18 protein-coding genes are annotated in these 21,577 nt (G+C 70.6%); 7 read left to right on the forward strand and 11 right to left on the reverse strand.

The annotated features are described in order from the left end of the window. Nucleotides 1-33: 33 nt before the first annotated feature. Nucleotides 34-1,053 (reverse strand): glutamine synthetase, encoded by a 1,020-nt coding sequence (glnII, locus tag AB0K12_RS07460; protein ID WP_364556462.1) that lies wholly within the window; start codon nucleotides 1,051-1,053, stop codon nucleotides 34-36. Nucleotides 1,054-1,141: 88 nt separating this feature from the next. Continuing rightward, complete coding sequence (locus AB0K12_RS07465; RefSeq protein ID WP_364556463.1) at nucleotides 1,142-1,621, reverse strand: hypothetical protein; 480 nt, start codon at nucleotides 1,619-1,621, stop codon at nucleotides 1,142-1,144. Nucleotides 1,622-1,684: 63 nt separating this feature from the next. Here AB0K12_RS07465 and AB0K12_RS07470 point away from each other — a divergent pair, with 63 nt between their 5' ends. Next, a complete protein-coding gene (locus AB0K12_RS07470; RefSeq protein ID WP_364556465.1) occupies nucleotides 1,685-3,160 on the forward strand; it encodes an LLM class flavin-dependent oxidoreductase in 1,476 nt (491 codons plus the stop codon). Nucleotides 3,161-3,167: 7 nt separating this feature from the next. Here the strand turns inward: AB0K12_RS07470 and AB0K12_RS07475 are convergent, their stop codons facing one another. The 3 genes from AB0K12_RS07475 to AB0K12_RS07485 all read right to left on the reverse strand — a co-directional run bounded on the left by AB0K12_RS07475 (nucleotide 3,168) and on the right by AB0K12_RS07485 (nucleotide 8,216). Further along, a complete protein-coding gene (locus tag AB0K12_RS07475) occupies nucleotides 3,168-4,337 on the reverse strand; it encodes a TerC family protein (RefSeq protein ID WP_364556467.1) in 1,170 nt (389 codons plus the stop codon). A 252-nt stretch (nucleotides 4,338-4,589) separates the two neighbouring features. Beyond that, on the reverse strand, nucleotides 4,590-7,544 hold the full coding sequence (locus AB0K12_RS07480; protein WP_364556469.1) for an AAA family ATPase: 2,955 nt from the start codon (nucleotides 7,542-7,544) through the stop codon (nucleotides 4,590-4,592). 12 nt (nucleotides 7,545-7,556) lie between these two features. Then, nucleotides 7,557-8,216, reverse strand: coding sequence for a hypothetical protein (locus AB0K12_RS07485; RefSeq protein ID WP_364556471.1), 660 nt, complete (start codon nucleotides 8,214-8,216; stop codon nucleotides 7,557-7,559). Between the two features lie 266 nt (nucleotides 8,217-8,482). Here AB0K12_RS07485 and AB0K12_RS07490 point away from each other — a divergent pair, with 266 nt between their 5' ends. After that, nucleotides 8,483-8,818: a carboxymuconolactone decarboxylase family protein gene (locus AB0K12_RS07490; RefSeq protein WP_364556473.1), complete on the forward strand. Its 336-nt coding sequence runs from the start codon at nucleotides 8,483-8,485 to the stop codon at nucleotides 8,816-8,818. Here the strand turns inward: AB0K12_RS07490 and AB0K12_RS07495 are convergent. Continuing rightward, nucleotides 8,778-9,938 (reverse strand): PQQ-dependent sugar dehydrogenase, encoded by a 1,161-nt coding sequence (locus AB0K12_RS07495; RefSeq protein WP_364556474.1) that lies wholly within the window; start codon nucleotides 9,936-9,938, stop codon nucleotides 8,778-8,780. The genes AB0K12_RS07490 and AB0K12_RS07495 overlap by 41 nt on opposite strands. Nucleotides 9,939-9,964: 26 nt before the next feature. Between AB0K12_RS07495 and AB0K12_RS07500 the strand changes: the two genes are divergently transcribed. Then, nucleotides 9,965-10,714 carry an SDR family oxidoreductase gene (locus tag AB0K12_RS07500; RefSeq protein ID WP_364556476.1) on the forward strand — a complete coding sequence of 250 codons (750 nt, stop codon included), beginning with the start codon at nucleotides 9,965-9,967 and terminating at the stop codon, nucleotides 10,712-10,714. 134 nt (nucleotides 10,715-10,848) lie between these two features. On the opposite strand, the gene ugpC is transcribed toward AB0K12_RS07500, so the two are convergent. Then, the gene (ugpC, locus tag AB0K12_RS07505) at nucleotides 10,849-12,063 is read right to left on the reverse strand and encodes a sn-glycerol-3-phosphate ABC transporter ATP-binding protein UgpC (RefSeq protein WP_364556478.1); all 1,215 of its coding nucleotides are present in this window, start codon (nucleotides 12,061-12,063) and stop codon (nucleotides 10,849-10,851) included. Nucleotides 12,064-12,240: 177 nt separating this feature from the next. Between ugpC and AB0K12_RS07510 the strand changes: the two genes are divergently transcribed. Next, nucleotides 12,241-13,308 carry a LacI family DNA-binding transcriptional regulator gene (locus AB0K12_RS07510; RefSeq protein WP_364556480.1) on the forward strand — a complete coding sequence of 356 codons (1,068 nt, stop codon included), beginning with the start codon at nucleotides 12,241-12,243 and terminating at the stop codon, nucleotides 13,306-13,308. A gap of 33 nt (nucleotides 13,309-13,341) precedes the next feature. Here the strand turns inward: AB0K12_RS07510 and AB0K12_RS07515 are convergent, their stop codons facing one another. Next, nucleotides 13,342-14,490, reverse strand: a complete 1,149-nt coding sequence (locus AB0K12_RS07515) for a hypothetical protein (RefSeq protein ID WP_364556482.1) — start codon at nucleotides 14,488-14,490, stop codon at nucleotides 13,342-13,344. 98 nt (nucleotides 14,491-14,588) lie between these two features. Further along, nucleotides 14,589-15,074 (reverse strand): glutathione peroxidase, encoded by a 486-nt coding sequence (locus AB0K12_RS07520; protein ID WP_364556484.1) that lies wholly within the window; start codon nucleotides 15,072-15,074, stop codon nucleotides 14,589-14,591. Nucleotides 15,075-15,262: 188 nt separating this feature from the next. On the opposite strand from AB0K12_RS07520, the gene AB0K12_RS07525 reads away from it, so the two are divergent. Both AB0K12_RS07525 and AB0K12_RS07530 read left to right on the forward strand, forming a co-directional pair. Beyond that, entirely contained in the window at nucleotides 15,263-15,661 is a 399-nt protein-coding gene (locus AB0K12_RS07525) for a transglycosylase SLT domain-containing protein (protein ID WP_364556485.1), read from the forward strand. Nucleotides 15,662-15,995: 334 nt separating this feature from the next. After that, on the forward strand, nucleotides 15,996-16,448 hold the full coding sequence (locus AB0K12_RS07530; RefSeq protein WP_364556486.1) for a lytic transglycosylase domain-containing protein: 453 nt from the start codon (nucleotides 15,996-15,998) through the stop codon (nucleotides 16,446-16,448). Nucleotides 16,449-16,479: 31 nt separating this feature from the next. Here the strand turns inward: AB0K12_RS07530 and AB0K12_RS07535 are convergent, their stop codons facing one another. Beyond that, nucleotides 16,480-17,127, reverse strand: a complete 648-nt coding sequence (locus tag AB0K12_RS07535; RefSeq protein ID WP_364556488.1) for a TetR/AcrR family transcriptional regulator C-terminal domain-containing protein — start codon at nucleotides 17,125-17,127, stop codon at nucleotides 16,480-16,482. Nucleotides 17,128-17,175: 48 nt separating this feature from the next. On the opposite strand from AB0K12_RS07535, the gene AB0K12_RS07540 reads away from it, so the two are divergent. Then, the gene (locus tag AB0K12_RS07540; protein ID WP_364556489.1) at nucleotides 17,176-20,241 is read left to right on the forward strand and encodes a hypothetical protein; all 3,066 of its coding nucleotides are present in this window, start codon (nucleotides 17,176-17,178) and stop codon (nucleotides 20,239-20,241) included. Here the strand turns inward: AB0K12_RS07540 and AB0K12_RS07545 are convergent. Further along, nucleotides 20,140-21,420, reverse strand: a complete 1,281-nt coding sequence (locus AB0K12_RS07545) for a HAMP domain-containing sensor histidine kinase (protein WP_364556491.1) — start codon at nucleotides 21,418-21,420, stop codon at nucleotides 20,140-20,142. The genes AB0K12_RS07540 and AB0K12_RS07545 overlap by 102 nt on opposite strands. Nucleotides 21,421-21,577 lie beyond the last annotated feature (157 nt).

Below are 21,577 nucleotides of genomic sequence, written 5' to 3' on the forward strand. Positions count from 1 at the left end.
GCTCATGCGAGGGGCTCTTACGCGTGAGAAGGATCAGACCTGGCCGGCCTTCTCCAGGGCGGCGCAGCAGGTGCTCACCAGCAGGCGGGTGACCACGTACGGGTCGACGTTGGCGTTGGGGCGGCGGTCCTCGATGTAGCCCTTCTTGTCCACCTCGACCTGCCACGGGATGCGCACGGACGCACCGCGGTTGGACACGCCGTAGGTGTACTTGTTCCACGGGGCGGTCTCGTGGTGTCCGGTCAGGCGCAGCTCGATGTCGGCGCCGTACTGGGAGACGTGCTCCATCGGCTTGTCGCCCTCACCGAGCGCCTCGCAGGCGGTGATGATGGCGTCGTAGCCCTCGCGCATGGCGCGGGTGGAGAAGTTGGTGTGGGCGCCGGCGCCGTTCCAGTCGCCGCGGGCGGGCTTGGGGTCGAGGGTGGCCTCGACGCCGAACTCCTCGGCCGTCCTGTAGAGCAGGTAGCGGGCGACCCACATGTGGTCGGCGGCCTCGACGGGACCGGCCGGGCCGATCTGGAACTCCCACTGGCCGGGCATGACCTCGGCGTTGATGCCGGAGAGCTTCAGGCCGGCGGCGAGGCAGCGGTCGAGGTGGAGCTCGACGATCTCGCGGCCGAACACGGCCTCGGCTCCGACACCGCAGTAGTAGTGGCCCTGCGGGGCGGGGAAGCCGCCCTCGGGGAAGCCGAGCGGGCGGCTGCCCTTGAAGAAGGTGTACTCCTGCTCGATGCCGAACCAGGACTCCTGGTCGGCGTACTGCTCGGCGACCGGGCGCAGCAGGGCGCGGGTGTTGCTGGAGTGCGGCGTGCCGTCGATCTCCTCGACCTCGCACAGCACGAGCTTGTTGTCGCCGCCGCGGATGGGGTCGGGGCAGACGAAGACGGGGCGCAGCACGCGGTCGGAGGAGTGGCCCTCGGCCTGGTTGGTGCTGGAGCCGTCGAAACCCCAGACCGGCGGCTCGGCTCCGTCGGTCAGGATCTTCGTCTTCGAGCGCATCATGGCGGTGGGCTCGGTGCCGTCGATCCAGATGTACTCAGCCTTGTAGCTCACGGCGGTCCTTTCGGGGTTCTTCTCAGCCACGCCGAGTCTTACGGACAGCCGTTTCCCGCTTTTTGCCCGAATGTGAACGCTGTGTTAATCAGGTTTCCGTCCGTACGCTCCCATCAGGCATGACCGTAACAGTGGTGTTGGGCCCGCCGGCACCGCACTGGGGCCCGTTGGGGAAGCGCTCCTTCGGGGTGGCCCGCACCGTGCGTTCGAGCAGCGGCTTCGCCTGCGCGTCCCGCAGCGTCAGCCTGACCTCCACCGGCCGCGCGGGCAGCCCGGCGACGCCGCCGAAGCCGTGCTTGTCGCCGGTCGGCACGGCCGTCACCGAGCAGGTGTCGCCGGAGCAGGTCTGCTCGCCCGCCCGCGTGGTGGGGAACAGCTCGGCGCGGGCCCGGCGGCAGGAGCCGTCCCAGCAGACCTCCAGGTCGGCCTCCTGGGCGCGGGCCCCGAGCGGCGCGCGTACGGCGACGCTCACGCCGACGGGGGTGCCGATCGCCGTGCACTCCACCGTGGTCGAGCAGGCGGCGCAGGCGAGGAGGAGGGCGGCCAGAGGCGCGCGGAGCCGGTGCACATCCGTAAGACGGAGGGCAGCGGGCGGCGGTTCACGGGGCCGTGCGAACATCGACTCGGGGGGATGGACATGCATGATCTGTGGTTCGGCGCGTTCCTGTCGCCGGAGGCCGAGGGGCGCGAGCGGCTGCTGCGCCACGTGACGCTGGCCGACCGGCTCGGCCTGGACCTGGTCGGGGTCCAGGACCATCCGTACCAGGCGGGATTCCTGGACACCTGGACGCTGCTGTCGGTGATCGCGGCCCGCACCGAGCGGATCCGGCTGGTCCCCGACGTGGTCAACCTGCCGCTGCGGCCGCCGGCCGTGCTGGCGCGCGCCGCAGCCTCGCTCGACCTGCTCAGCGGCGGCCGGGTGGAGCTGGGGCTGGGCGCGGGGGCGTTCTGGGACGCGATCGCCGCGATGGGCGGGCGCCGCCTGTCGCCTGGCGAGTCGATCGAGGCGCTGGCCGAGGCCATCACGGTGCTGCGGGCGCTCTGGACACCGGGCGAGCCCGTCGTGTTCGAGGGCGACCACCACCGGCTCGCCGGAGCAGCACCCGGGCCGTTCCCCGCCCATCCGATCGGCATCTGGATCGGCGCGATCAAGCGCAGGATGCTGGAGCTGACCGGGCGGATGGGCGACGGCTGGCTGCCCTCCTCCTTCTACAGCCCGCCCGACGCGGTGGCCCGCCAGGCGAAGGTGCTGAACGCCGCCGCCGAGGACGCGGGGCGCGACCCGGCCGGCATCCGCCGGATCTACAACGTGGGCGGGACGTTCTCGCCGCTGCCGGGGCGCGGGTTCCTCGACGGGCCCGCCGTACTGTGGGCCGAGCAGCTGACGGAGCTGGTGTTCGAGGTGGGGATGACCGGGTTCGTGCTGGCGCCAGGTGAGGACGCCGAGCGTGACCTGCGCACGTTCGCCGAAGAGGTGGCGCCTGCCGTACGCGAGGCCGTGGCCAAGGAACGCGGCGAACCCGAGCCCGTCACCGAGCGGCCCGTCACGCCGGCCCCGCTCGCCGACCTCGACGAGGCGGGCCGGCCGCACGCGCCCAAGCAGGACCCGGCGGCGCTGACGCCCGCGCAGCTCCGGCTCGGCCGTCACCTCGTGCAGGTGCACGACGGCTACCGGCAGGAGCTGCGGCAGGTCCAGGACGCGGTGGAGCAGGTGGCCGCGGGCCACGCCGGCACCGGCGCGCTGCGCTCGGCGATCAACCGGCTGAGCGTGCGGCAGAACCACTGGACGCTCGGCACGTTCTGCGCCACGTTCAACCGGCTGCTGACCGTGCACCACACGATCGAGGACGAGTCGATGTTCCCGGCCGTCTTGGAGCGCGACTCGACGCTGGCGCCGGTGGTCAAGAAGCTGGAACAGGAGCACGAGGTGATCGCCGAGTTGCTCGACCGGCTCGACGCCGCGTGCGTGGCGCTGCTGGCGGACCAGGCCGCGATCGAGCAGGTCAGGGCCGAGGTGGACCGGCTGGTGCGGGTGCTGTCGTCGCATTTCGCGTACGAGGAGGAGGAGCTGGTCGAGCCGATCGCCCGGCTCGGCATCCGCATCTGAGCGCCGCTCAGGCGCGGTCGTGCTCCGCGTGCGCACGGCGCAGCAGGGCGACCAGCCGCTCGTCCGCGGCGAGGTCGCAGTGCTTGGGCGGCAGGTCGGCCAGCCTGGCCTCCTCGGCGAGCAGCCGCCGGTAGATCTCCTCGCGCACCTCGGGGTCGTGCTCGACGTCCAGGTACTGCTGGGCGTGCCGGCGCACCACGGACACCACGTTGCGGGCCCGGCCCCTGGGGCTGGCCAGCGAGGCGACCACGGTGACCAGCAGCACGCCGATGATCACCGTCAGGGACAGCCCGGTGCTGATCTCGACCACCTTCACCGGCTGACCTTCGTTGATGAACGGCACGTTGTTCTCGTGCAGCGCGTGCAGGATCAGCTTGACGCCGATGAAGCCGAGGATGGCGGCCAGGCCGTAGCTGAGGTAGATGAGCCGGTCGAGCAGGCCGTCGATGAGGAAGTAGAGCTGGCGCAGGCCCAGCAGGGAGAACGCGGTCGCGGTGAAGACGATGTAGACGTTCTGGGTGAGGCCGAAGATGGCGGGGATCGAGTCGAGCGCGAACAGGATGTCGGTGCCGCCGATGGCGATCATGACGAGCAGCATCGGGGTCATCACCCGGCGCCCGTCCCGTACGGTGAACAACTTGTCGCCGTCGTACTCGTCGCTCGTCCGCAGCAGCCTGCGGGCCACCCGCACCATGAGGTTGTCGGGCGAGTGGCTCTCCTCCCCCTCCGGCCTGAGCAGGTTGCCCGCCGTGAGCAGCAGGATGAGGCCGAAGACGTAGAACACCCAGGCGAACAGGTTGATCAGCGCGGCCCCGACCAGGATGAACCCCGTCCGCGCGAGCAGCGAGAACACGATGCCGAACAGCAGCGCCTTCTGCTGGTCGGCGCGCGGCACCTTGAAGCTGCCCATGATGACGAGGAAGACGAACAGGTTGTCCACCGAGAGCGCCTTCTCGGTGACGTAACCGGCGAAATACTCGGCGCCCGCGTCGGAGCCGCCGAACCACCACACGCCGACGCCGAACAGCAGCGCGACGCCGACGTACAGGGCGGACCAGACGGCCGCCTCGCGCAGGGTGGGCACGTGCGCGTGGCGGACGTGGAAGAAGAAGTCGAACGCCAGCAGCGCGACGATGCCCAGGATCGTCAGCCACCACACCGCTGCGGATACGTCCATCGGGCTCCCCTACGGGTGCCGGGCGTCGCGGGGGCTTGCGCCGGCCTTGCGCGTACTCGTCGTCGCAGGTGGTACCCGGTACGGCGGGCTCCGAACTCGATAGTCTCGCGGGAAAGGGCGCACAGAGAGGACGGCCGGCGCCGCCTGCTCCCCGGAACTCATCGAGCTGCCGGCGGAGGCGGAGGTGCGGCGGACCGACGTGGTCGAGCGGACGATCGTCCGCCGGGTCGGGTGGCCTGGGCGCGTCAGGCGTCAGGTACGGCGGCCGGGGTCGGTGCCGTCGTAGCCGAGCAGGCGCATGGCGGTGTCCGGGTCCATCGCGGCGGCCAGGAACTGGGCGCGGGCGTGCGCCTGGTCGCGTTCCCGTTCCGCCTTGGCCTGGGCCGTACGGATGCCCTTGACCGCCACGTACGCCAGCCCGGCGCCGACGATCACCGCCACGATCACCACGAACAGCAGGAGCAGCAGGCCCGGTGAGGCGATGCCAGGCGCGGTCACCGCGCCGCCCCCGCCGCCGGCCGTGGTGGTGCCCGCGCGGCCCGCCACGGCGCCGGTGCTGCCGGTGGCGCCCGACAGCACGCCCGTTACGGCCAGCGCGGTGAGCAGGGACAGCGCCACGAGCACCAGCAGGCTCCCGACGACCAGCCACACCCTCCGCCCACGTCCCGGCCCCGCGCTCACCGCGACGGGCGGCTGAGCGACGGGCTGGGCGAGCGGCGGTCCCGCGGCGGCCCACGGCACGAATTCGGGCCGCTCCGACGGCTCCCCACCGGACCCGGCAGGCGGTGCGACGGCAGGGCCGCGAGCGGTGGGCGGGGTGGTGGGGGTCGGTGGGGCCGCGTCCAGGGCGCCCACCGGGGTGGGGAGGGTGCGGGCGATCGGGCTGTGGTCCTTGTGGGCCCGGGCGGCGTCCCTGTGGTACTCCTCCAGCTCCTCGTAGAACGCGTCCGAGGCGTACACCGTGCCGTCGATCAGCGGGCCGCGCTCGCCGCGGACGACCGCCACGACGTCGTCACCGTTGAGCGTCTTGTGCGTCTCCAGCGCGTGCGCCAGGCACAGCACCTCGCGCCGGTGCCGCCGCAGCAGTTCCTCGGCCTGATCGAGCAGCCGCACGAGGTTGAACTCGATGCGCTCCCCGAGCACGTCGGGCGTCAGGTCGGGCGGGCGCCCGACGGGCTCGCGGTCGGTGATGCCGATGGAGCCGCCGCCGCCCGGCTTGCGCACGGCCTTGCCGCCCATGATCTCCAGCTCCTGGAGCGCGGGCAGGGAGGCGACGCCGGAGCCCATCCCCCAGTACGACTCCATCATGGCCGTCAGGTACGTGGCGGAGTAGAGGTCGCCGGAGACCCCGGAGGAGTTGTCCTCGCCGAAGAACATCCGCTCGCCGGCCAGCGAGGCCAGGGAGACCATGATGTCGGCCTCATGCTCGGACTTCCACCGGGTGAACTGGTCCTCGGGCTTGATCGAGCCGACCATCCCGAGACGGTCGGCGCCCTTCTCGATGGTGGCGACGTCGATCTCGAGGTGGAGGCGGGTCACGTACGCGACGACGGCGTGGCACGCCTCGTGCACGGCCACGGCGTGCCGCTCGCGCTCGATGTACTCGACGTCCTCGGGCGGCCCGAGCTGCTTGAGCCGCTTGGCGCGCAGCACGTCGGACCAGGTGATGATCTCCCTGCCGTCCCTGACGGCGGTGATGAGCGACTCGTTGACCAGGTCCTTGATGGTGGCGCCGGTGGCGTACGGGGTGATGGTGGCGAGCTTGTCGATCTGCTCGGCGGTCAGCTCGTGCGACACCTTGTCGAAGTAGCCCTGGTAGGTGCGCACCCGCCCGGCTTTGGACGGGTAGCCGACCTTGTAGATGCGGTCGATGCGGCCGGGCCGCCGCAGCGCCTCGTCGAGCGCGTCGGGCCGGTTCGTGGCCATCATGACGAGGATGCGGTATTCGGGCGGCGGCTTGGGGCGCATGCCGAGCAGCCGGCGTACCAGGCGGTTGAGGAAGCCGCGCGGTTTCTTCAACCCGGACAGCTCGGTGAGCAGCGCCTGCAGGGTGCCGGGGTCGCCGCTGTTCATCATGCCGCCGCCCATGAAGAACCGGCTGCGCCGCCCGGCCTCCTCTTCACCACGCTCTTCACCACGGCGGCCAGGGCGGAAGGCGAGCAGCTGCCGGGTGGGCTCCGACAAGTAGGTCATGCCGTGACAGCCGGAGAAGCCGCCGCCCTGCCCGGGCGGCCCCTGCTGGGCGAGGCGGCCGCGCCTGCCGAGCGAGTCGGCCTCGTCGAAGAAGACGACGACGCCGCCGTAGCGCAGCGCGAGCTTGCGCAGCTTCCTGAACAGGCCCTTGACCTTGAGGATGCCGATGCCCATGAACATGTTCGTGAACGCGCCCGGGTCCACGAACACGTACGGCTTGCCGGTCTCCCCGGCCACGGCCTCGGCCATGAGGGTCTTGCCGGTGCCGGGCGGCCCCCACAGCAGCAGGCCGCTCGGCACGTACCCGCCGCGCCGTTCGATCTCGTCGGGCCGTTCGAGGAAGACGATGCTCTCGCGGACCCGCTCGACGACGTGGTCCTGCCCCCACACGTCGTGGAAGCGGGTCTTGATGTCGTCGGGGAAGTACGTCTCGACGCCGCCCCTGGACAGGAACCAGAACAGCCCGACGAGATGGATGACGATGAAGAAGGACAGGAAGAGGAACGGGAAGAGGAACGGCAGGGCCTGCCACACCAGCGCCGGCGCCTGCAGCAGCGCGGCGAACGGGCTGACGTCGAGCACCGCGCCGAGCACGAGCGCGACCAGCGTGACGAAGAACGCGATCTTCAGCGCCCTGGCGAGCCGGAAGCGCGTCCAGTCGTCGAAGCGGCGGTGCGTCCAGCGTTCGAACCCGCCGAAGACCGTCCTGCTCCAGAAGCGGTGGTAGCCGGGCGAGCGCTCGCTGATGAGGAGGTGGGCCTGCCTGACGATCTCCACGCCGAGCAGCCAGAAGATCCACCGGTACGACCGCGCGATGCTCCGCGCCGCCTCGGGGAAGGCGATGATGCCCTCGAAGTCCGCCATCACCTTCCAGGTGAGGATGAGGTAGGCCAGCACGAGGACGATGAGGAACGTGCTCCGGTCCCAGAACTGCATCTTCTTCCTGGTCACGGAGTCCGGGTCGGTCGGGCCGCTGCCGGGCGCGCGCAGCCCTTCGTGGTGGGTGGTCGTCATGGACGGGCTCCCTCATCCAGGCAGCCGGAGCAGCTTGAAAGAACTCGCGATCGTGTCGAACTCGGCGGCGCGCTCGCGGTAGCAGGTCGAGCGGCAGCCGATCAGCATGACGGAGACCGTGGCACCCTTCTCATCGAGGATGGCGGTGTGGTCGAACGTCTGGACGTACGCGCCGATCTGGTAGTTGAAGCGGACGTGCACGCCTCTGGCGCCGCCGTCCAGGCTGAGGACGTCGTCGCTGATGGGCTCGAAGCGGTTGAACAGGGGCGCCTGGCCGGTCAGCATGGCCTGCTGCGCGTAGAGCGCGCGCGTCTGCTCGGTCACCGGCAGGATGAAGTCCCGCAGCCGGTTGAGGGAGATCGCGTCGCGCTGCTCGGCGGTGAGCCGGTGCACGGTGGCGTAGACGAACGCGTCGGCCGAGCCGAGCAGGTGGGCGACCGAGGGTTGCGCCGACTGGTCGAAGGCCGTCGACCAGACCCGCTGGGCCCGCAGCAGCGCCGCCTGCGAGTGGGGGTGGTCCCCCGACAGGTACAGCTCGATGGGGTACGCGTCGAGCTGCTTGAAGGAGGCCGGCACCTTGAAGTAGGTGGTGCCGCTCTTGTCCCTTACGTAGGTGAACTCCGGCTGCCCGCACGCGGACAGCGTCAGGGTCGCGGCCAACAGCGCGATCAACCCCCGTGTCTTTTTCACCAGGGCTTACCTCCGCTTAGCGGACCAACGGAGTGGTTGTGCCCGCTTTCTGGTGAAATGAGGCCCGATGCACGGGAGTAAATCTTGACCAAATCTTGGCCGCAGATTGGCTTCACTTGTTACAGATCGGCAGGGACCTCCCTCGAAACCGGTCCTCGGGGCTCCAACGTTCATGCAACCTCCCATTGGTTCATCTCGGGAAGTAGCGAAAGATATGAGGATCCCTTCCGACACCCGCGGAGCGAACAATGACAGAACCCGCCATGGAGACCGTCGACTCCTTCGGCATGACGGCCGAGCGGCTGTTCGCCGAGGTCTGGTCACGCCCGGTGCTGTCGGTCAGGGAGCGCCGGTTGCTCCTGCTCGGCCTGCTGGTCGGTCAGGGCCTGCACGAGGCGACCGAGATCCAGCTCGACGTGGCCCTGCGCGCCGGCGAGCTGAACGAGCCGGAGCTGCGCGAGGTGGTCGTCTTCCTCACCCACTACGCCGGATGGGCCCGTGGCGCGAAGCTGAACGACCAGGTGGAGTCGTTGATCGAGCGGGTCAGGCAGGATCGACGCGATAGAGCGGACCCCCCAGGCTGAGCGCGTAGAGCTCGCCGTCGGGGCCCTCGCCGAACGACGACAGCTGCTCAACCTCGCCCACGCCGGCCGCGGCGTCGAGATCGTCGACGGGCGCGGCCTTCACCCATCCGGCGCAGAAGTCGCCGTACAGGAAGTGGCCGCGCAGCCACGGGATCTTCGTGCCGCGGTAGACGTGGCCGGCGATGACCGAGCAGTTACCGCCTTCCTGCAGCGGATAGACGATCACCGGCTCGACCAGGTCGGCGGCCTCGCCGTCGCGGAACGGGCGCCTGCCCTCGCGCAGGTTCCAGCCGTAGTTGGCGCCGCCCTTCGAGCCGGCCGGCTCGCGGTCGACCTCCTCCCAGGCGTTCTGGCCGACGTCGCCGATCCACAGGTCGCCGCTCTCGCGGTCGAAGGTGAAGCGCCAGGGGTTGCGCAGCCCGTACGCCCAGATCTCCGGCCGCGCGCCGGACTTGCCGACGAACGGGTTGTCGCGCGGCACCGCGTACGGCTCGTCGCCGCGCGGGTCGATGCGCAGGATCTTGCCCAGCAGCGTGCCCAGGTCCTGGCCGTTGCCCTCAGGGTCGCCGCCGCTGCCGCCGTCGCCGAGCGCGATGTAGAGGTGGCCGTCGGGGCCGAAGGCGAGCTGGCCGCCGTTGTGGTTGGCGTAGGGCTGGTCGACTTTGAGCACGTCGCGCCTGGCGGTGGCCTTGGAGCCGTCGTAGGCCCACTCGGTGACGTGGGTGTCGCCCCGGGCGTCGGTCCAGTCGAGGTAGAGCCAGCGGCCCGAGGGGTGGAAGGCGACGCCGAGCAGGCCCTGCTCGTTGCCGGTGCTGACCTCGCGGGACAGGTCGATGACCGTCGCGCCGTCGGAGGTGCGCAGCCGGCCGGTCTGCTCGGCGACGTAGAGGCGGTCGTCGTCCTTGCGCACGGCCATCGCCACCGGCTGTTCCAGCGTGGCGATCTCGGTGAACCGCAGCTTGCCGCTGGACGACGGCGAGGGGGTGGCGGCCTCGGAGCTCGCGGAGCTCTGAGCGGCCGACGGCGTCACAGGGGCCGGGGCGGCCGGCGTGCAGGCCAGCAGGGCACCGGGCAGGAGCGCGAACGAGAACACGGCCACGACGAGGCGCACGGCCCTCATCCTGCCACGAACGTTAGGGTTCAGACATGCCTACCGCACTGATCACCGGCGCCACCTCAGGAATCGGCGCCGCTTTCGCCCGGCGCCTGGCCGCCGACGCGTATTCGCTCGTCCTCGTGGCCCGCGACGAGCTCCGCCTGATCCGCACCGCCGACCAGCTCAAGCTGAGGTACGGCGTGCCGGTCGAGGTGCTGCCCGCCGACCTGGCGACGGACGAGGGCCTGGCCAAGGTCGAGTCGCGGCTGCGCGACGGCGTCGATCTGCTGATCAACAACGCCGGGTTCGGCAACCCCGGCAATTTCCCCGACGTGCCGGTCGAGCGCGAGACGCGCATGCTCAAGGTGCACTGCGAGGCGGTGCTGCGGCTGACGCTGGCGGCGCTGCCCGGCATGCGTGAGCGCGAGCGCGGCGCGATCGTGAACGTGGCGTCGGTGGCGGCGTTCTTCACGCGGGGCACCTACAGCGCCTCGAAGGCGTGGGTGGTGAACTTCAGCGAGTCGGCCGCCGCCGAGCTGCGCGACCCGCGCATCAAGATCATGGCGTTGTGCCCGGGGTTCGTCAGGACGGAGTTCCACCAGCGGGCCTCGATGGACTCCTCGACCATCCCCGGCTTCATGTGGCTCAAGGCCGACGACGTGGTGCGCGACGCGATGCGCGACCTCGCGCTCGGCAAGCGGGTGTCGATCCCCGACCTGCGCTACAAGGCCGTCGTGGCGATCGGGCGGCTCATCCCGCGCAGCGTGCAGGCGATGGTGTCGCAGCGGATCGGCCGCTGACGATAGACGCCGACGATCGGACGCCGACGATCGGACGCCGGCAAAAAGGCGGGCCCCCGCCGCGGGAGGGGGTCGCGGTGGGGGCCCGGACGGTCGCGGGCGTCGCCCGCGGCCGGGAATGGGAGGTCAGCGCCTCAGCGGTTGGCCTCGTGGCCGATGGCCAGACCCGAGGACGAGTCGAAGAAGTGCAGGTTGTGCGTGTCGACGACCAGGTCGATCTGCTGGCCGGGGCGCACGTGGCTGCGGGCGTTGACGCGGGCGGTCCACAGGGACTTGTCGCCCGCCAGCGGCAGCGTGCTGTCCTCGTCGTCACCGGCGTCGGCGGCGGCCACGGTGTCCTTGTGCTCGACCGGCGGGGCGTCGATCAGGAACAGGACGTTGATCTCGGAGCCCAGCTCCTCGGTGACCTCCGCCTTGACGGGCAGCGTGGCCCAGCCGTTGGCGTGGTTGCCGGCGGAGGCGGCGTCCTCGAAGTCGGAGGGGCGGATGCCGAGGATGATCTTCTTGCCGACGTACTGGTCGAGGCCCGGCTTCTCGGAGAAGGTCGACTCGGGGATCGACAGCTTGATGTCGGCGAAGGTCACCGCGGGGCCGCCGTCGCCGCGCACCAGCTCGGCGGTGACGAAGTTCATCGCGGGCGAGCCCATGAAGCCGGCCACGAACAGGTTGACGGGCTTGTCGAACAGGTTCTGCGGGGTGTCGACCTGCTGCAGGATGCCGTCGCGCAGCACGCAGACGCGGTCGCCGAGGGTCATGGCCTCGACCTGGTCGTGCGTGACGTAGACGGTGGTGACGCCGAGGCGCTCGTGCATCTGGTTGAGCGAGGCGCGCATGGAGACACGGAGCTTGGCGTCCAGGTTGGACAGCGGCTCGTCCATGAGGAACGCCTGCGGCTCACGCACGATGGCGCGGCCCATGGCGACACGCTGACGCTGACCACCGGAGAGAGCGGCCGGCTTGCGCTTGAGGTAGGTCTCGAGGCCGAGCATCTTGGCGGCCTCGTTGACCCGCTTCTGGATCTCCGGCTTCGGCATCTTGCGAAGCTTGAGGCCGAAGGCGAGGTTCTCCTCGACCGTCATGTGCGGGTAGAGCGCGTAGTTCTGGAAGACCATCGCGATGTCGCGGTCCTTCGGCGGGAGGTGGTTGACCACCTTGTCGCCGATGGCGATCTCGCCGCCGCTGATGTCCTCCAGGCCCGCGATCATCCGGAGCGCGGTCGACTTACCGCAGCCGGACGGGCCGACGAGCACCATGAACTCGCCGTCCTTGATTTCAAGGTTGAGTCCGTTCACGGCCTTGACGCCACCGGCGTAGACCTTGTCGACGTTCGTCAGAACGATGGATGCCATGACATTCCTTCGCGCTCCAGGGCTGTGGCCCGGATGTTGGTCCCGTTTCCCACTCACGTGGATACGTTTTCAAGCATCTCACCCGAAACGGACATGAGTGTCAAGGGTTACGGCGTGACCAGCCCTTGTTCTTCGCCCATCTTCCTCTTTACCGGAAACCATGATGGAATCGTTTCCATGGAAAAGCGGGCGACCATCAAGGATGTGGCCGAGGCGGCCGGCGTGGGCGTCGCCACCGTCTCCCGGGTGCTGTCCGGCGGCTCGGCCAGCCCGCAGACCCGCGAGCGCGTCCTGGCCGTCGCGGCGCAGCTCGACTACCGTCCCAGCGCGCTCGGCCGCAACCTGCGCCAGCGCCGCACCGGCGGCATGGGCCTGCTCGTGCCCGACCTGACCGACACCTTCCACGCCCAGCTCGCCGAGGGTGTGCTCGCCTGCGCCCGCTCGGCCGGCGAGCCGGTCGTGCTCGGCTCCACGGCGGGCGACCCCGAGCAGGAGTCCGAGCTGATCGGCATGCTGCTGGAGCAGAGCGTCGACCGGCTCATCGCGGTCCCGTCGGGCGACGAGGAGAGCTGGGCGCCGGCGCTCCGCGCGGGCATGACGGTGGTCTTCGCCGACCGGCTGCCCGCCGTGCCGTCCGCCGATGACGACGACCCGGCGGTGCGGGCGGTCAACGACCTCATGCTGCTCGACGGAGCCGCCCCCGCTCCCGTGCGTCCCCGGTCGCTGGACGTGCCGTCCGTGACGGCCGACGACCGGTCAGGCATCCGTACGGCGGTGCGCTACCTGCGCGGCCTCGGCCACCGGCGCATCGCGTTCATCGGCGGCCCCGGCCATGACCGGCGGGCCGCGGCGTTCAGGGAGGCGGTGGGCGAGCCGGTGGACGAGGAGCTGATCGTGTTCGGCACCGGCAGCCGCGACTCCGCCTACGCCGCCGCGTCCGGCCTGTTCCAGAGCCGTCCCGACCTGTCGGCCGTGGTCGCGGGCGGCAACGTGCTCGGCGAGGCGGCCGTGCTCGCGGCCAGGGAGCTCGACCTGCGGGTGCCGCGAGACGTCTCGCTCGTCATGTACGACGACGTGCCCTGGGCCGAGCTGTGCTCACCGCCGCTGACCGTCGTCGCCCAGCCGGGGCGCGACATGGGCTATCGGGCGGCCGAGCTGGTGCTGCGGTCGGGCGGCCGGCGTCCGCGCTCGGTGGTGCTGCCCACGCAGCTGATCGTGCGCGGCAGCTGCGGCCCCCGCCACTGAGCACCTTTCAGCTCGCGGCGCGCCGTGGCCTCCCTACCCGGCGCCGCCCGTGTAGCGGCGGGGCAGGACCAGCACCGGGTTGTCGTCCAGGATCACCTCGGGCGGGCCGAACCTGGCCGCCGCCCGCCTGATCTCCGGCTCGTCGAGCAGCAGCAGCCGCCCGTGCTCGACGAACAGCTCGCCGTCCACCACCACGGTCGGCCGGTCCACCTGGCAGTCGCAGTGCGCGAAGCCGGGCCCGCTGGTCACCGGCAGGCCGCCGGTCAGCCCGTCGAGCCCGCAGTAGAAGGCGCCCGCGTGCTTCTCCCGCTCGAACTGGGTGCCGCCGGCCAGCCGCACCTTCGGGTTGAGCCCGAACAGCGCGTGCCGCATGTAGAAGCCCTCGGGCGCGTACCTGCGCAGCTGGGCGGCGGCGGCGCCGCCCTCGATCTTGCGGACCAGGTTGCCTTCGAGCGTGATGCGCAGCGGCTCCTCGGGGACGCCGGTGACGGTGGAGTCCTCGACAACGAGCATGCCCTCGGTCTCGGTGGGCCAGAAGTTGACGCCCCCGTACGGGAACGGCCGCCAGTCGCCCGGCCGCAGCCCGCCGGGCCCCGGGTCCTCGAAGGTGAACCCGGCGAACGTCAGGTCGGTGCCCCGCGCGGAGGTCACCCTGATCGAGGAGGCCGTGGCGAGCTGCCGCAGCGCCCTGGCCACCAGCGCGTAGAAGACCTCGGCCGGCAGCCTGGCCCCGGTCAGCAGCGCGCCGGCCGTGGCGGTCATGTGCAGCGACACGAACCGGGCGGAGCGCGCCCTGATCTGGTCGAAGAACAGCGGCTCGCTGTGCACCTCGCCCCACCACGTGCCGCCGATCACCACGTCGGCCTCGTGGAAGGCGGCCGTCTCGATCTGCAGCGGCGCCTCGCGGTCCCACCCGCCCGCGCTGAACGGCGGCACCGACAGGATGCGCACGTCCGCGTCGCGCAGCGCCGCGGCGGCGGCGATGGCCTGCACGACCACCGGGTCCACCGTGTGCTCCATCATCAGCAGCACCCGGTCGCCCGGAGCGACCCGGGCGTATTCGCACAGGTTGCGCGCGCCGGGCATCAGCTCGACGATCGCGTACGGCGACACGGAGGGCTCGGCGGCGTAGGTGAAGGGCGATCCCGCGTACGGGTTGCCGGCGTACGGATTGATCGTCATCACGCTCCCCTGCGGGCCGGACCAGCGACAATGGGGATGACTACCCACCGGCCCGCGCGCGTAGCGTCATGACTTCGTAACGCTTGGCGACCGCCGCGTCAGAGCAGCTTCTCGATCGCCGCCACGACCGCCGGGTCGTCGGGTGTGGTGCGGGGGCGGAAGCGGGCCACGACCCGGCCCTCACCGTCCACGAGGAACTTCTCGAAGTTCCACTGCACGTCGCCGGCCTCGCCCTGCTCGTCGGCGGCCTGGGTCAGCTCGGCGTAGAGCGGGTGCCGTCCTGGGCCGTTGACGTCGGCCTTCTCCAGGAGCGGGAAGTCCACGCCGTACGTGGCGGCGCAGAACTGCTGGATCTCCTCGGCGGTGCCGGGCTCCTGGCCGGCGAACTGGTTGCAGGGCATGCCGACGACGGTGAAGCCGCGGGGGCCGTACTGGCGCTGGAGCTCGACGAGGGCGGCGTACTGAGGGGTCAGGCCGCAACGGGAGGCCACGTTCACGATCAGGGCGGGGCCGCCGGAGGCGAGGGCGCCGAGCGTGGTGGTGGCGTCGTCGAGGGTGCGGAGCGGGATGTCACTGAGGCTCATGATCCGACCCTACAGAACGAGTCAGGACCAGATTTGTGACACAGTCCTCATTTTTCGGACAAACCCCCTGAAGAAGGTATATATCGTGATTTTTACTGACGATCTTCATTTTCTTGGTCAATTCGCTGTCAAGAGAATCGCTCGGGCACTGTGGCGCGGTCCATGAACCCCCTCGAAAGGGAACCCGCATGCCCATGCTCCGCCGTACCGGCGTCCTGGTGCTGACCGCCACGCTCGTGGCGGCCGGCGGCGCCTCGGCCGCACAGGCGCAGAGCTCCCAGACCAGCGGCAGGAACAAGTCCATCGCTCGGACCATGGTGGCCAAGCGAGGCTGGGACATCGGCCAGTACAGGTGCCTGGTGAAGCTCTGGACCCGCGAGAGCGGCTGGAACCACCGCGCGGGCAACCGCAGCTCAGGCGCCTACGGCATCCCGCAGGCGCTGCCCGGCCACAAGATGGCCGCCTCGGGGCGCGACTGGCGCACCAACCCGCGCACGCAGATCCACTGGGGGCTCGGCTACATCAAGCAGCGCTACAAGTCGCCGTGCCGGGCCTGGGGCCACTTCCAGTCCCACCATTGGTACTGAGCCAAACCCCAGGTTCGCGCGCTTTTTACGGCAAGCCCCGCCCAGCCGGGAGGCGGGCCGGGCAATCCCGCTCCAGCGAGCGGGCCTTTTATCCGCAACGAACACACAAACACCCGTCCTTCGCGTGTCACTGTAAGTGACCGATGGTGACTGTGCGTAATAGGAATCGTGCTAAAGGACACGTCGCGGTGCCCTCCGGGCCGCCCAGCACGATCGGGCGGCAACAGGATCCCGGAGGGCCACGCGGACCCTCCGCGCCCGAGCCACGGGCGCGGGCAGGCAGGGCGCGCGCCGAGCGCGCCCGTCCGCACGCGGCCCGATGGCAAGGATCGATTTGGACAGCAAACGCGTGCTCACGGGCACACTCATCACCGTCAGCGCATTCACCGTCATCGGCGGCACTCCGGCCAAGGCCGAGACGATGCCGATCAAGACCAGGACCTGGACCACGTCGGCCCAGCCGAAGATCACGGCCGTCAGGCCGGAGAACAGGAACAAGAAGATCGCCCTGGGGCACGTCGTCCAGCGCTCGTGGAACCTGCGCGAGTTCCGCTGCCTCGACAACCTGTGGACCAGGGAGAGCGGCTGGAACCACCGGGCACGTAACAGCTCATCCGGCGCGTACGGCATCCCGCAGGCCCTCCCGGCCGGCAAGATGCGCGGCGCGGGCCGCGACTGGAAGCACAACCCGGAGACACAGATCCGGTGGGGCCTGGCCTACATCAAGGGGAGGTACGGCAGGCCTTGCGGCGCCTGGGGACACTTCAGATCGCACAACTGGTACTAGGAGGCTCAGGAGGGCATCCGGTGCCGTACCACTACCGGGTGCCCTCCCTACGCCCAGCCCGCTCCTCGACGGCCCTGATCAACATGTCCAGGCCGAACTCGAACTCCGCCTCGTGATCGCACTCCCCCAGCAGCTCCGCCAGTGACGTCACCTCGGGGAACAGCGCGGGATCGACTCCGTCCGCGCTGATCGTCCTGGTCTGCGCCGGCGCGAACGTCGGCGTCACCCCCACCTCCCGCAGCAGCGAGCCCACGATGTAGGCGATGAACATGCGCAGCACCCGCACCGCGCCGGCCCCGTCGAACCCCGCGTCACGCAGCGTCGCCAGCGCCCGCTCGACCGGCAGCAGCCCCGCCGTGGAGTGCAGTTGCCTGCTGACCACCAGCATCGTGCAGCGCGGGTAGTGGCGGGCGATCTGCCGGAACGCCCGCGCCTGCCCGCGTACGCGCTCGCTCCACGGCGCCTCGGGGTCGTCGGTGAACTCGATCTCGCTCAGCACCGCCTCGGCGACCCCGTCGAGCACGGCGTCCTTGTTGGGCACGTGGTTGTAGAGCGACATCACGCCGACCCCCAGCCCGGCCGCCACGCGCCGCATGGAGATCGCATCGGCGCCCTCCCGCTCGATCAGCTCGACGGCGGCGGCGACGATACGCGCTCGGGAAAGAGGCTCAGTGGGCATGGCTCATTCTAGGAACGCGATCACCCCCGGCTCCGGCAGACTGGGCAGGTGCGGCAATTCCTGACCTACCGTGACGCCGTGGCGTGGCTGGGTGGCCCGACGATGGCCACGGGCCTGCTCGACAAGGCTTCGTCCCTGGCATTGTTCGGGCTGGGCGAGATCGACTTGTTCGACGCCCGCGGCGAGGCGGTCCGGCTGGGTGACGCCTTCCTCCGCCGGCTGCGCGACAAGGTCAAGGGCCTGAGCAGGTATCACGCCACGGAGCGGCTGGCGGCGGCACACACGATCATCGTGACGGTCGCCTTTCTGGAAGCGCTCGCCGAGGTGGAAGTACTGCGCGAACTCACCCTCGACGACCAGCGCCTCATGCTCGGCGACAACGATGAGCGACGCTCACTGTCCAGTGACCCCATGAGGATCCCCGGCCCCGACCTCTCCTATGAGCACATGCTGGCGATCTTCGTGGACCACTATCGCCATCTCACGGACATAGTGCTCGACGTTCTGTCCGGCCTCGCCTGCTGGGACCGCTGGGACGAGACCACACGCTATCGGCTGGGTGACGAGATACCGGTCCGGGCGCTGCGCCGCTACGAGGAGCTGTTCCGCCGCATGGCCGCCGAGTTCCCCGAGGTGGCGTGCTGGATCGACCGCGCCGATCACCAGGCCACCAGGGCCGAGGTAAGGCAGCTGGCGCACGGCCTGGCCGGGATCGAGCAGCGGCTGGCCGCGCTCCCGCAGGTTCGCGGCTTGCCCGACCGCCTCACCGCGCTCATCACATCGAACCGGGCCGCCCTACGCCACCCGATGATGTCCTCCACGCGCACACCCCCGGGAATGACCCTTCCTTCGCTCGAACAGGGCTACATCGACCCGAGATACCGTCTGATTCCGCACTCGGCGTTCGTGTCCTTCGAGGAGATGTGGGCGCAGGCCGACCACCGTGACGACCTCACTGCCTTCCTGGCCGCCTACCTGACGACACCTCTCGCCGCCGAGGCCCCGCTGCTGGTGCTCGGCCAGCCGGGAGCGGGCAAGTCCGTGCTGACCAGGGTGCTCGCCGCCCGCCTCCCGGCGAGCGAGTTCCTCCCGCTCAGGGTCGAGCTGCGCGGCGTGCCGGCGGACGCCGACGTTCTCACGCAGATCGAATATGGCATCAGGGCCGCGCTGGACGAGGACATGTCCTGGCCGGACTTCGTGCACGCGGGCGGCGGCGCGCTCCCGGTGGTCATGCTGGACGGGTTCGACGAGCTGCTCCAGGCGACCGGCGTCAACCAGAGCGACTACCTGGAACGGGTCGCCGAGTTCCAGCGCGCCCAGGCCGAGAAGGGGCGGGCGCTGGCGGTCATCGTCACCTCAAGGACAGCGGTCGCAGATCGCGCCCGTGTGCCGGAGGGTTCCTACGTCATCCGTCTGGAGCCCTTCGACGACGACCAGATCGAACAGTGGGTCACCGTCTGGAACAACGCCAACCAGACATACTTCCGCGACCGCGACCTGCGATCCCTGCCCCTCGAAAGAGTGCTCGCCGTACCGAAGCTGGCCGGTCAGCCGCTCCTGCTGTCCCTTCTAGCCCTCTACGACGCCGACGCCAACGCGCTGCGCCTCATGCGCGACGACCTCCCCGAGGCCGAGCTCTACGAGCGCCTCCTGCACGGCTTCGCGGCCCGGGAGGTCGCCAAGACGCGCCCGGGGCTGCCGGACGACGACCTCGAACGGACCGTGGAGGACGAGCTGCTGCGGCTGTCGGTGACGGCGTTCGCGATGTTCAACCGCGGCCGTCAGTGGATCGCGGACGCCGACCTGGACGCGGACCTGCATGTGCTGCTGCCGGACGCGAAGGACAGGACCGAGGGGACGGGTTTCCGCCGCCGGCTGACGCAGGCGGAAGGCGTGATCGGCGGGTTCTTCTTCATTCACACCACCCAGGCGCTGCGCGACCACGAACGCCTCAGGACGTACGAGTTCCTGCACGCCACCTTCGGCGAATACCTGGTCGCCCGCCTGGTGGCCAGGGAGCTGGCGGACATGGCGGAGCAGCTGGCCTTCGCCGAGTCGCGCCGCCGCCCGGCCACCCCCGACGACGGCTTCCCGCACGCCCTGCTGTCGTTCGCCGCGCTTGTGGGCCGCGCCCCCACGGTGGACTTCCTGGCCCACCGCCTGACGACCGACCTCACGGAGGATCGCCGCGAGATCCTCAAGCGGCACCTGTGCGAGCTGTTCTCGCGGGCACTGCAGGCCAGGCCGGGCTCTGCGTACGACGCCTACCAGCCCACCCGAGCGGACGTGACCGCCCGCTGCGCCGCCTACGCCGCGAACCTGATGCTGCTCGCGGTCCTTGCGGCCGGCGGCCCGGTGACGGGGGCCGAGCTGTTCGGAAGCGCCCAGCCGGAGCAGGCGAACGAGCTGTGGCGCAGGATGACCCGCCTGTGGCACTCCCAGCTCACCAGGGCCGAGTGGGACGCGCTGATCCGCACGGTCAAGGTCCGCCACGAGCTGCGCGACGGGGTCAGGACGCTGGAGGTGACCTTCGAGCGGGACGCCGAGATCGACGTGGCGGACCTGGTCTTCTTCACCTGGCCGGGCGAGAGGCCGCAGCCGGCCCGCAGGATGCGGTCGAGCGGCTCGATCCACATGCGCGAGATCGCCTTCCGCGACGACACGCTGCTCGGCCACCTGTACGCCGCCCTCCTCCCCTACGCGGCGGACGTCGATCCGACGCTGGAGGCGTACCCGCGCTCTCCTGTGGCGCTGCTGCTCGACCTCCTGCTGAGCGAGACTCCGGACAGCGGCAGGTACGCGGTCGCGCTGGCGGAGGGCCCGACCTGGCAGTACGTGGACCAGGTGCTGCGCAGGCTGGCGGAGGACGCCCGCGTGCTGCCCGGCCGCGAGGTGCTCAGCCTCATGCGGACGGCCGCCCGCCGCTGGTCGGGGCCGACCCGGCTGCAGCGGATCCACGAGGTGCTGAGCGCGCGCCCCGACGTCGACGAGCGCGTCAAGGTGCAGGCGGGCCTAATCGCGGGGCAGGCGGAGGACGAGCCGCGTCTGCGGCCCTTCGATGGCCAGTTCTCCGCCGTGCTCCCTGGCGATGTCCCGGGCGATCGGCAGCCCTAGGCCGCTGCCGCCGAGGTCGCGCGAGCGGGTCACGTCGAGGCGGGTGAAGCGTTCGAACACCTGCTCCCGCTTCTCCTCGGGGATGCCGGGCCCGTCGTCCACCACTTCGAGCACCGCCTCGTCCCCGTTGCCCCACACGTGCACCTCCACCTTGGAGTCGCCGTAGCGGTCGGCGTTGGACAGCAGGTTGGTCAGGACGCGGGCCAGCCGCAGCCGGTTGCCGTGCACGTGCACGCCGGGCTCGGCGCGTACGGTGATGGGCAGCCGGGAGGGTCGCCGCGCGACCTCGTCCTCGACCAGGCGGCCGAGGTCGAGTCGTTTCTTCTTGACCGGCGCCCCGGCGTCCAGGCGGGCCATGAGCAGCAGGTCCTGCACGATGTCGGCGAGCCGCCGCGCGTCGTCCAGCGCGGCCCGCCAGTCGGCCTCGCCGCGCTCGTACAGCCCGTCCTCCAGCCGCACCATCAGCCCGGTGATGGGGGTGCGCAGCTCGTGGGAGGCGTCGGAGACGAAGCGCCGGTGCCGGTCCACGGCGTCCTCCAGCCGGTCGAGCGTCTCGTTGACGGTGGCGGCCAGCTCGGCCACCTCGTCGCGCGAGTCCGGCACCGCGATGCGGGAGCTGAGGTCCTCGGCGCTGATCCTCTGCAGGCCCTGCCTGATCTGCTCGACGGGGGCGAGCACGCGGCCGACGCCGTACCAGGTGCCCCAGGCCATCAGCGCCAGCAGCAGCGCGGAGGAGCCGAAGAGCATGACCCTCAGGTACGGCGAGTGCAGCAGGAACGGCTCGCGGACGGCCGCGTAGGCGACGACGGGGCCGTAGACGGTGGCGCGGTTGCTGGTGCCGACGACGGCGAGGCAGCCTTCCGGCCGGCACTCCCGGGTCTCGACCTGTGAGTCACCGCCGGTGGGCCGGGCCTGGGTGATCGGCGGCTGGCCGAGCATGCCGGCGCTGGCGGCGACCACGCGGCCCTCGTAGTCGACGATCTGCAGCAGCCCGATGCCGTTCATCGGCGGGATGGGGCCCTCGAAGCGCTGGGCGTCGATGATCGTGGTGACGTGCCTGCTGGCGGTGGCGGCCTGCGAGACCAGGTCAGCGCGGGCTCTGGACGGCCACGTCGCCGAGAGCAGGCCCGCTCCGCCCAGCAGGAGGACGCCGAACGACACCACCGTCGCGAGCGTCATCCGAGCCCTGATGGAGCGGCCGGGCACCATGTGTCCGACTGTGCCACGCGGGCTGCAAACCGCAGGTCAAACGGATGTCGGCCGTCCGCTGTGGTAGCCCCTGTGCAGCTCGGATTCGCCGATCATCGGCCGCCCTCCTTCCTGTCGTCAACTGCGG

It is taken from the genome of Nonomuraea sp. NPDC049419 (genome assembly GCF_040676995.1).
GTDB lineage: Bacteria > Actinomycetota > Actinomycetes > Streptosporangiales > Streptosporangiaceae > Nonomuraea > Nonomuraea salmonea.

Coding starts and splice junctions, on each gene's coding strand:
- AB0K12_RS07535 (WP_364556488.1), bottom strand. CDS start 17,127: ATGCCCACTGAGCCTCTTTCCCGAGCGCGTATCGTCGCCGCCGCCGTC.
- AB0K12_RS07475 (WP_364556467.1), bottom strand. CDS start 4,337: ATGGACGTATCCGCAGCGGTGTGGTGGCTGACGATCCTGGGCATCGTC.
- AB0K12_RS07490 (WP_364556473.1), top strand. CDS start 8,483: ATGACAGAACCCGCCATGGAGACCGTCGACTCCTTCGGCATGACGGCC.
- AB0K12_RS07520 (WP_364556484.1), bottom strand. CDS start 15,074: ATGAGCCTCAGTGACATCCCGCTCCGCACCCTCGACGACGCCACCACC.
- AB0K12_RS07510 (WP_364556480.1), top strand. CDS start 12,241: ATGGAAAAGCGGGCGACCATCAAGGATGTGGCCGAGGCGGCCGGCGTG.
- AB0K12_RS07470 (WP_364556465.1), top strand. CDS start 1,685: ATGGACATGCATGATCTGTGGTTCGGCGCGTTCCTGTCGCCGGAGGCC.
- AB0K12_RS07500 (WP_364556476.1), top strand. CDS start 9,965: ATGCCTACCGCACTGATCACCGGCGCCACCTCAGGAATCGGCGCCGCT.
- AB0K12_RS07525 (WP_364556485.1), top strand. CDS start 15,263: ATGCCCATGCTCCGCCGTACCGGCGTCCTGGTGCTGACCGCCACGCTC.
- AB0K12_RS07545 (WP_364556491.1), bottom strand. CDS start 21,420: ATGACGCTCGCGACGGTGGTGTCGTTCGGCGTCCTCCTGCTGGGCGGA.
- AB0K12_RS07495 (WP_364556474.1), bottom strand. CDS start 9,938: ATGAGGGCCGTGCGCCTCGTCGTGGCCGTGTTCTCGTTCGCGCTCCTG.
- AB0K12_RS07480 (WP_364556469.1), bottom strand. CDS start 7,544: ATGACGACCACCCACCACGAAGGGCTGCGCGCGCCCGGCAGCGGCCCG.
- ugpC (WP_364556478.1), bottom strand. CDS start 12,063: ATGGCATCCATCGTTCTGACGAACGTCGACAAGGTCTACGCCGGTGGC.
- AB0K12_RS07515 (WP_364556482.1), bottom strand. CDS start 14,490: ATGACGATCAATCCGTACGCCGGCAACCCGTACGCGGGATCGCCCTTC.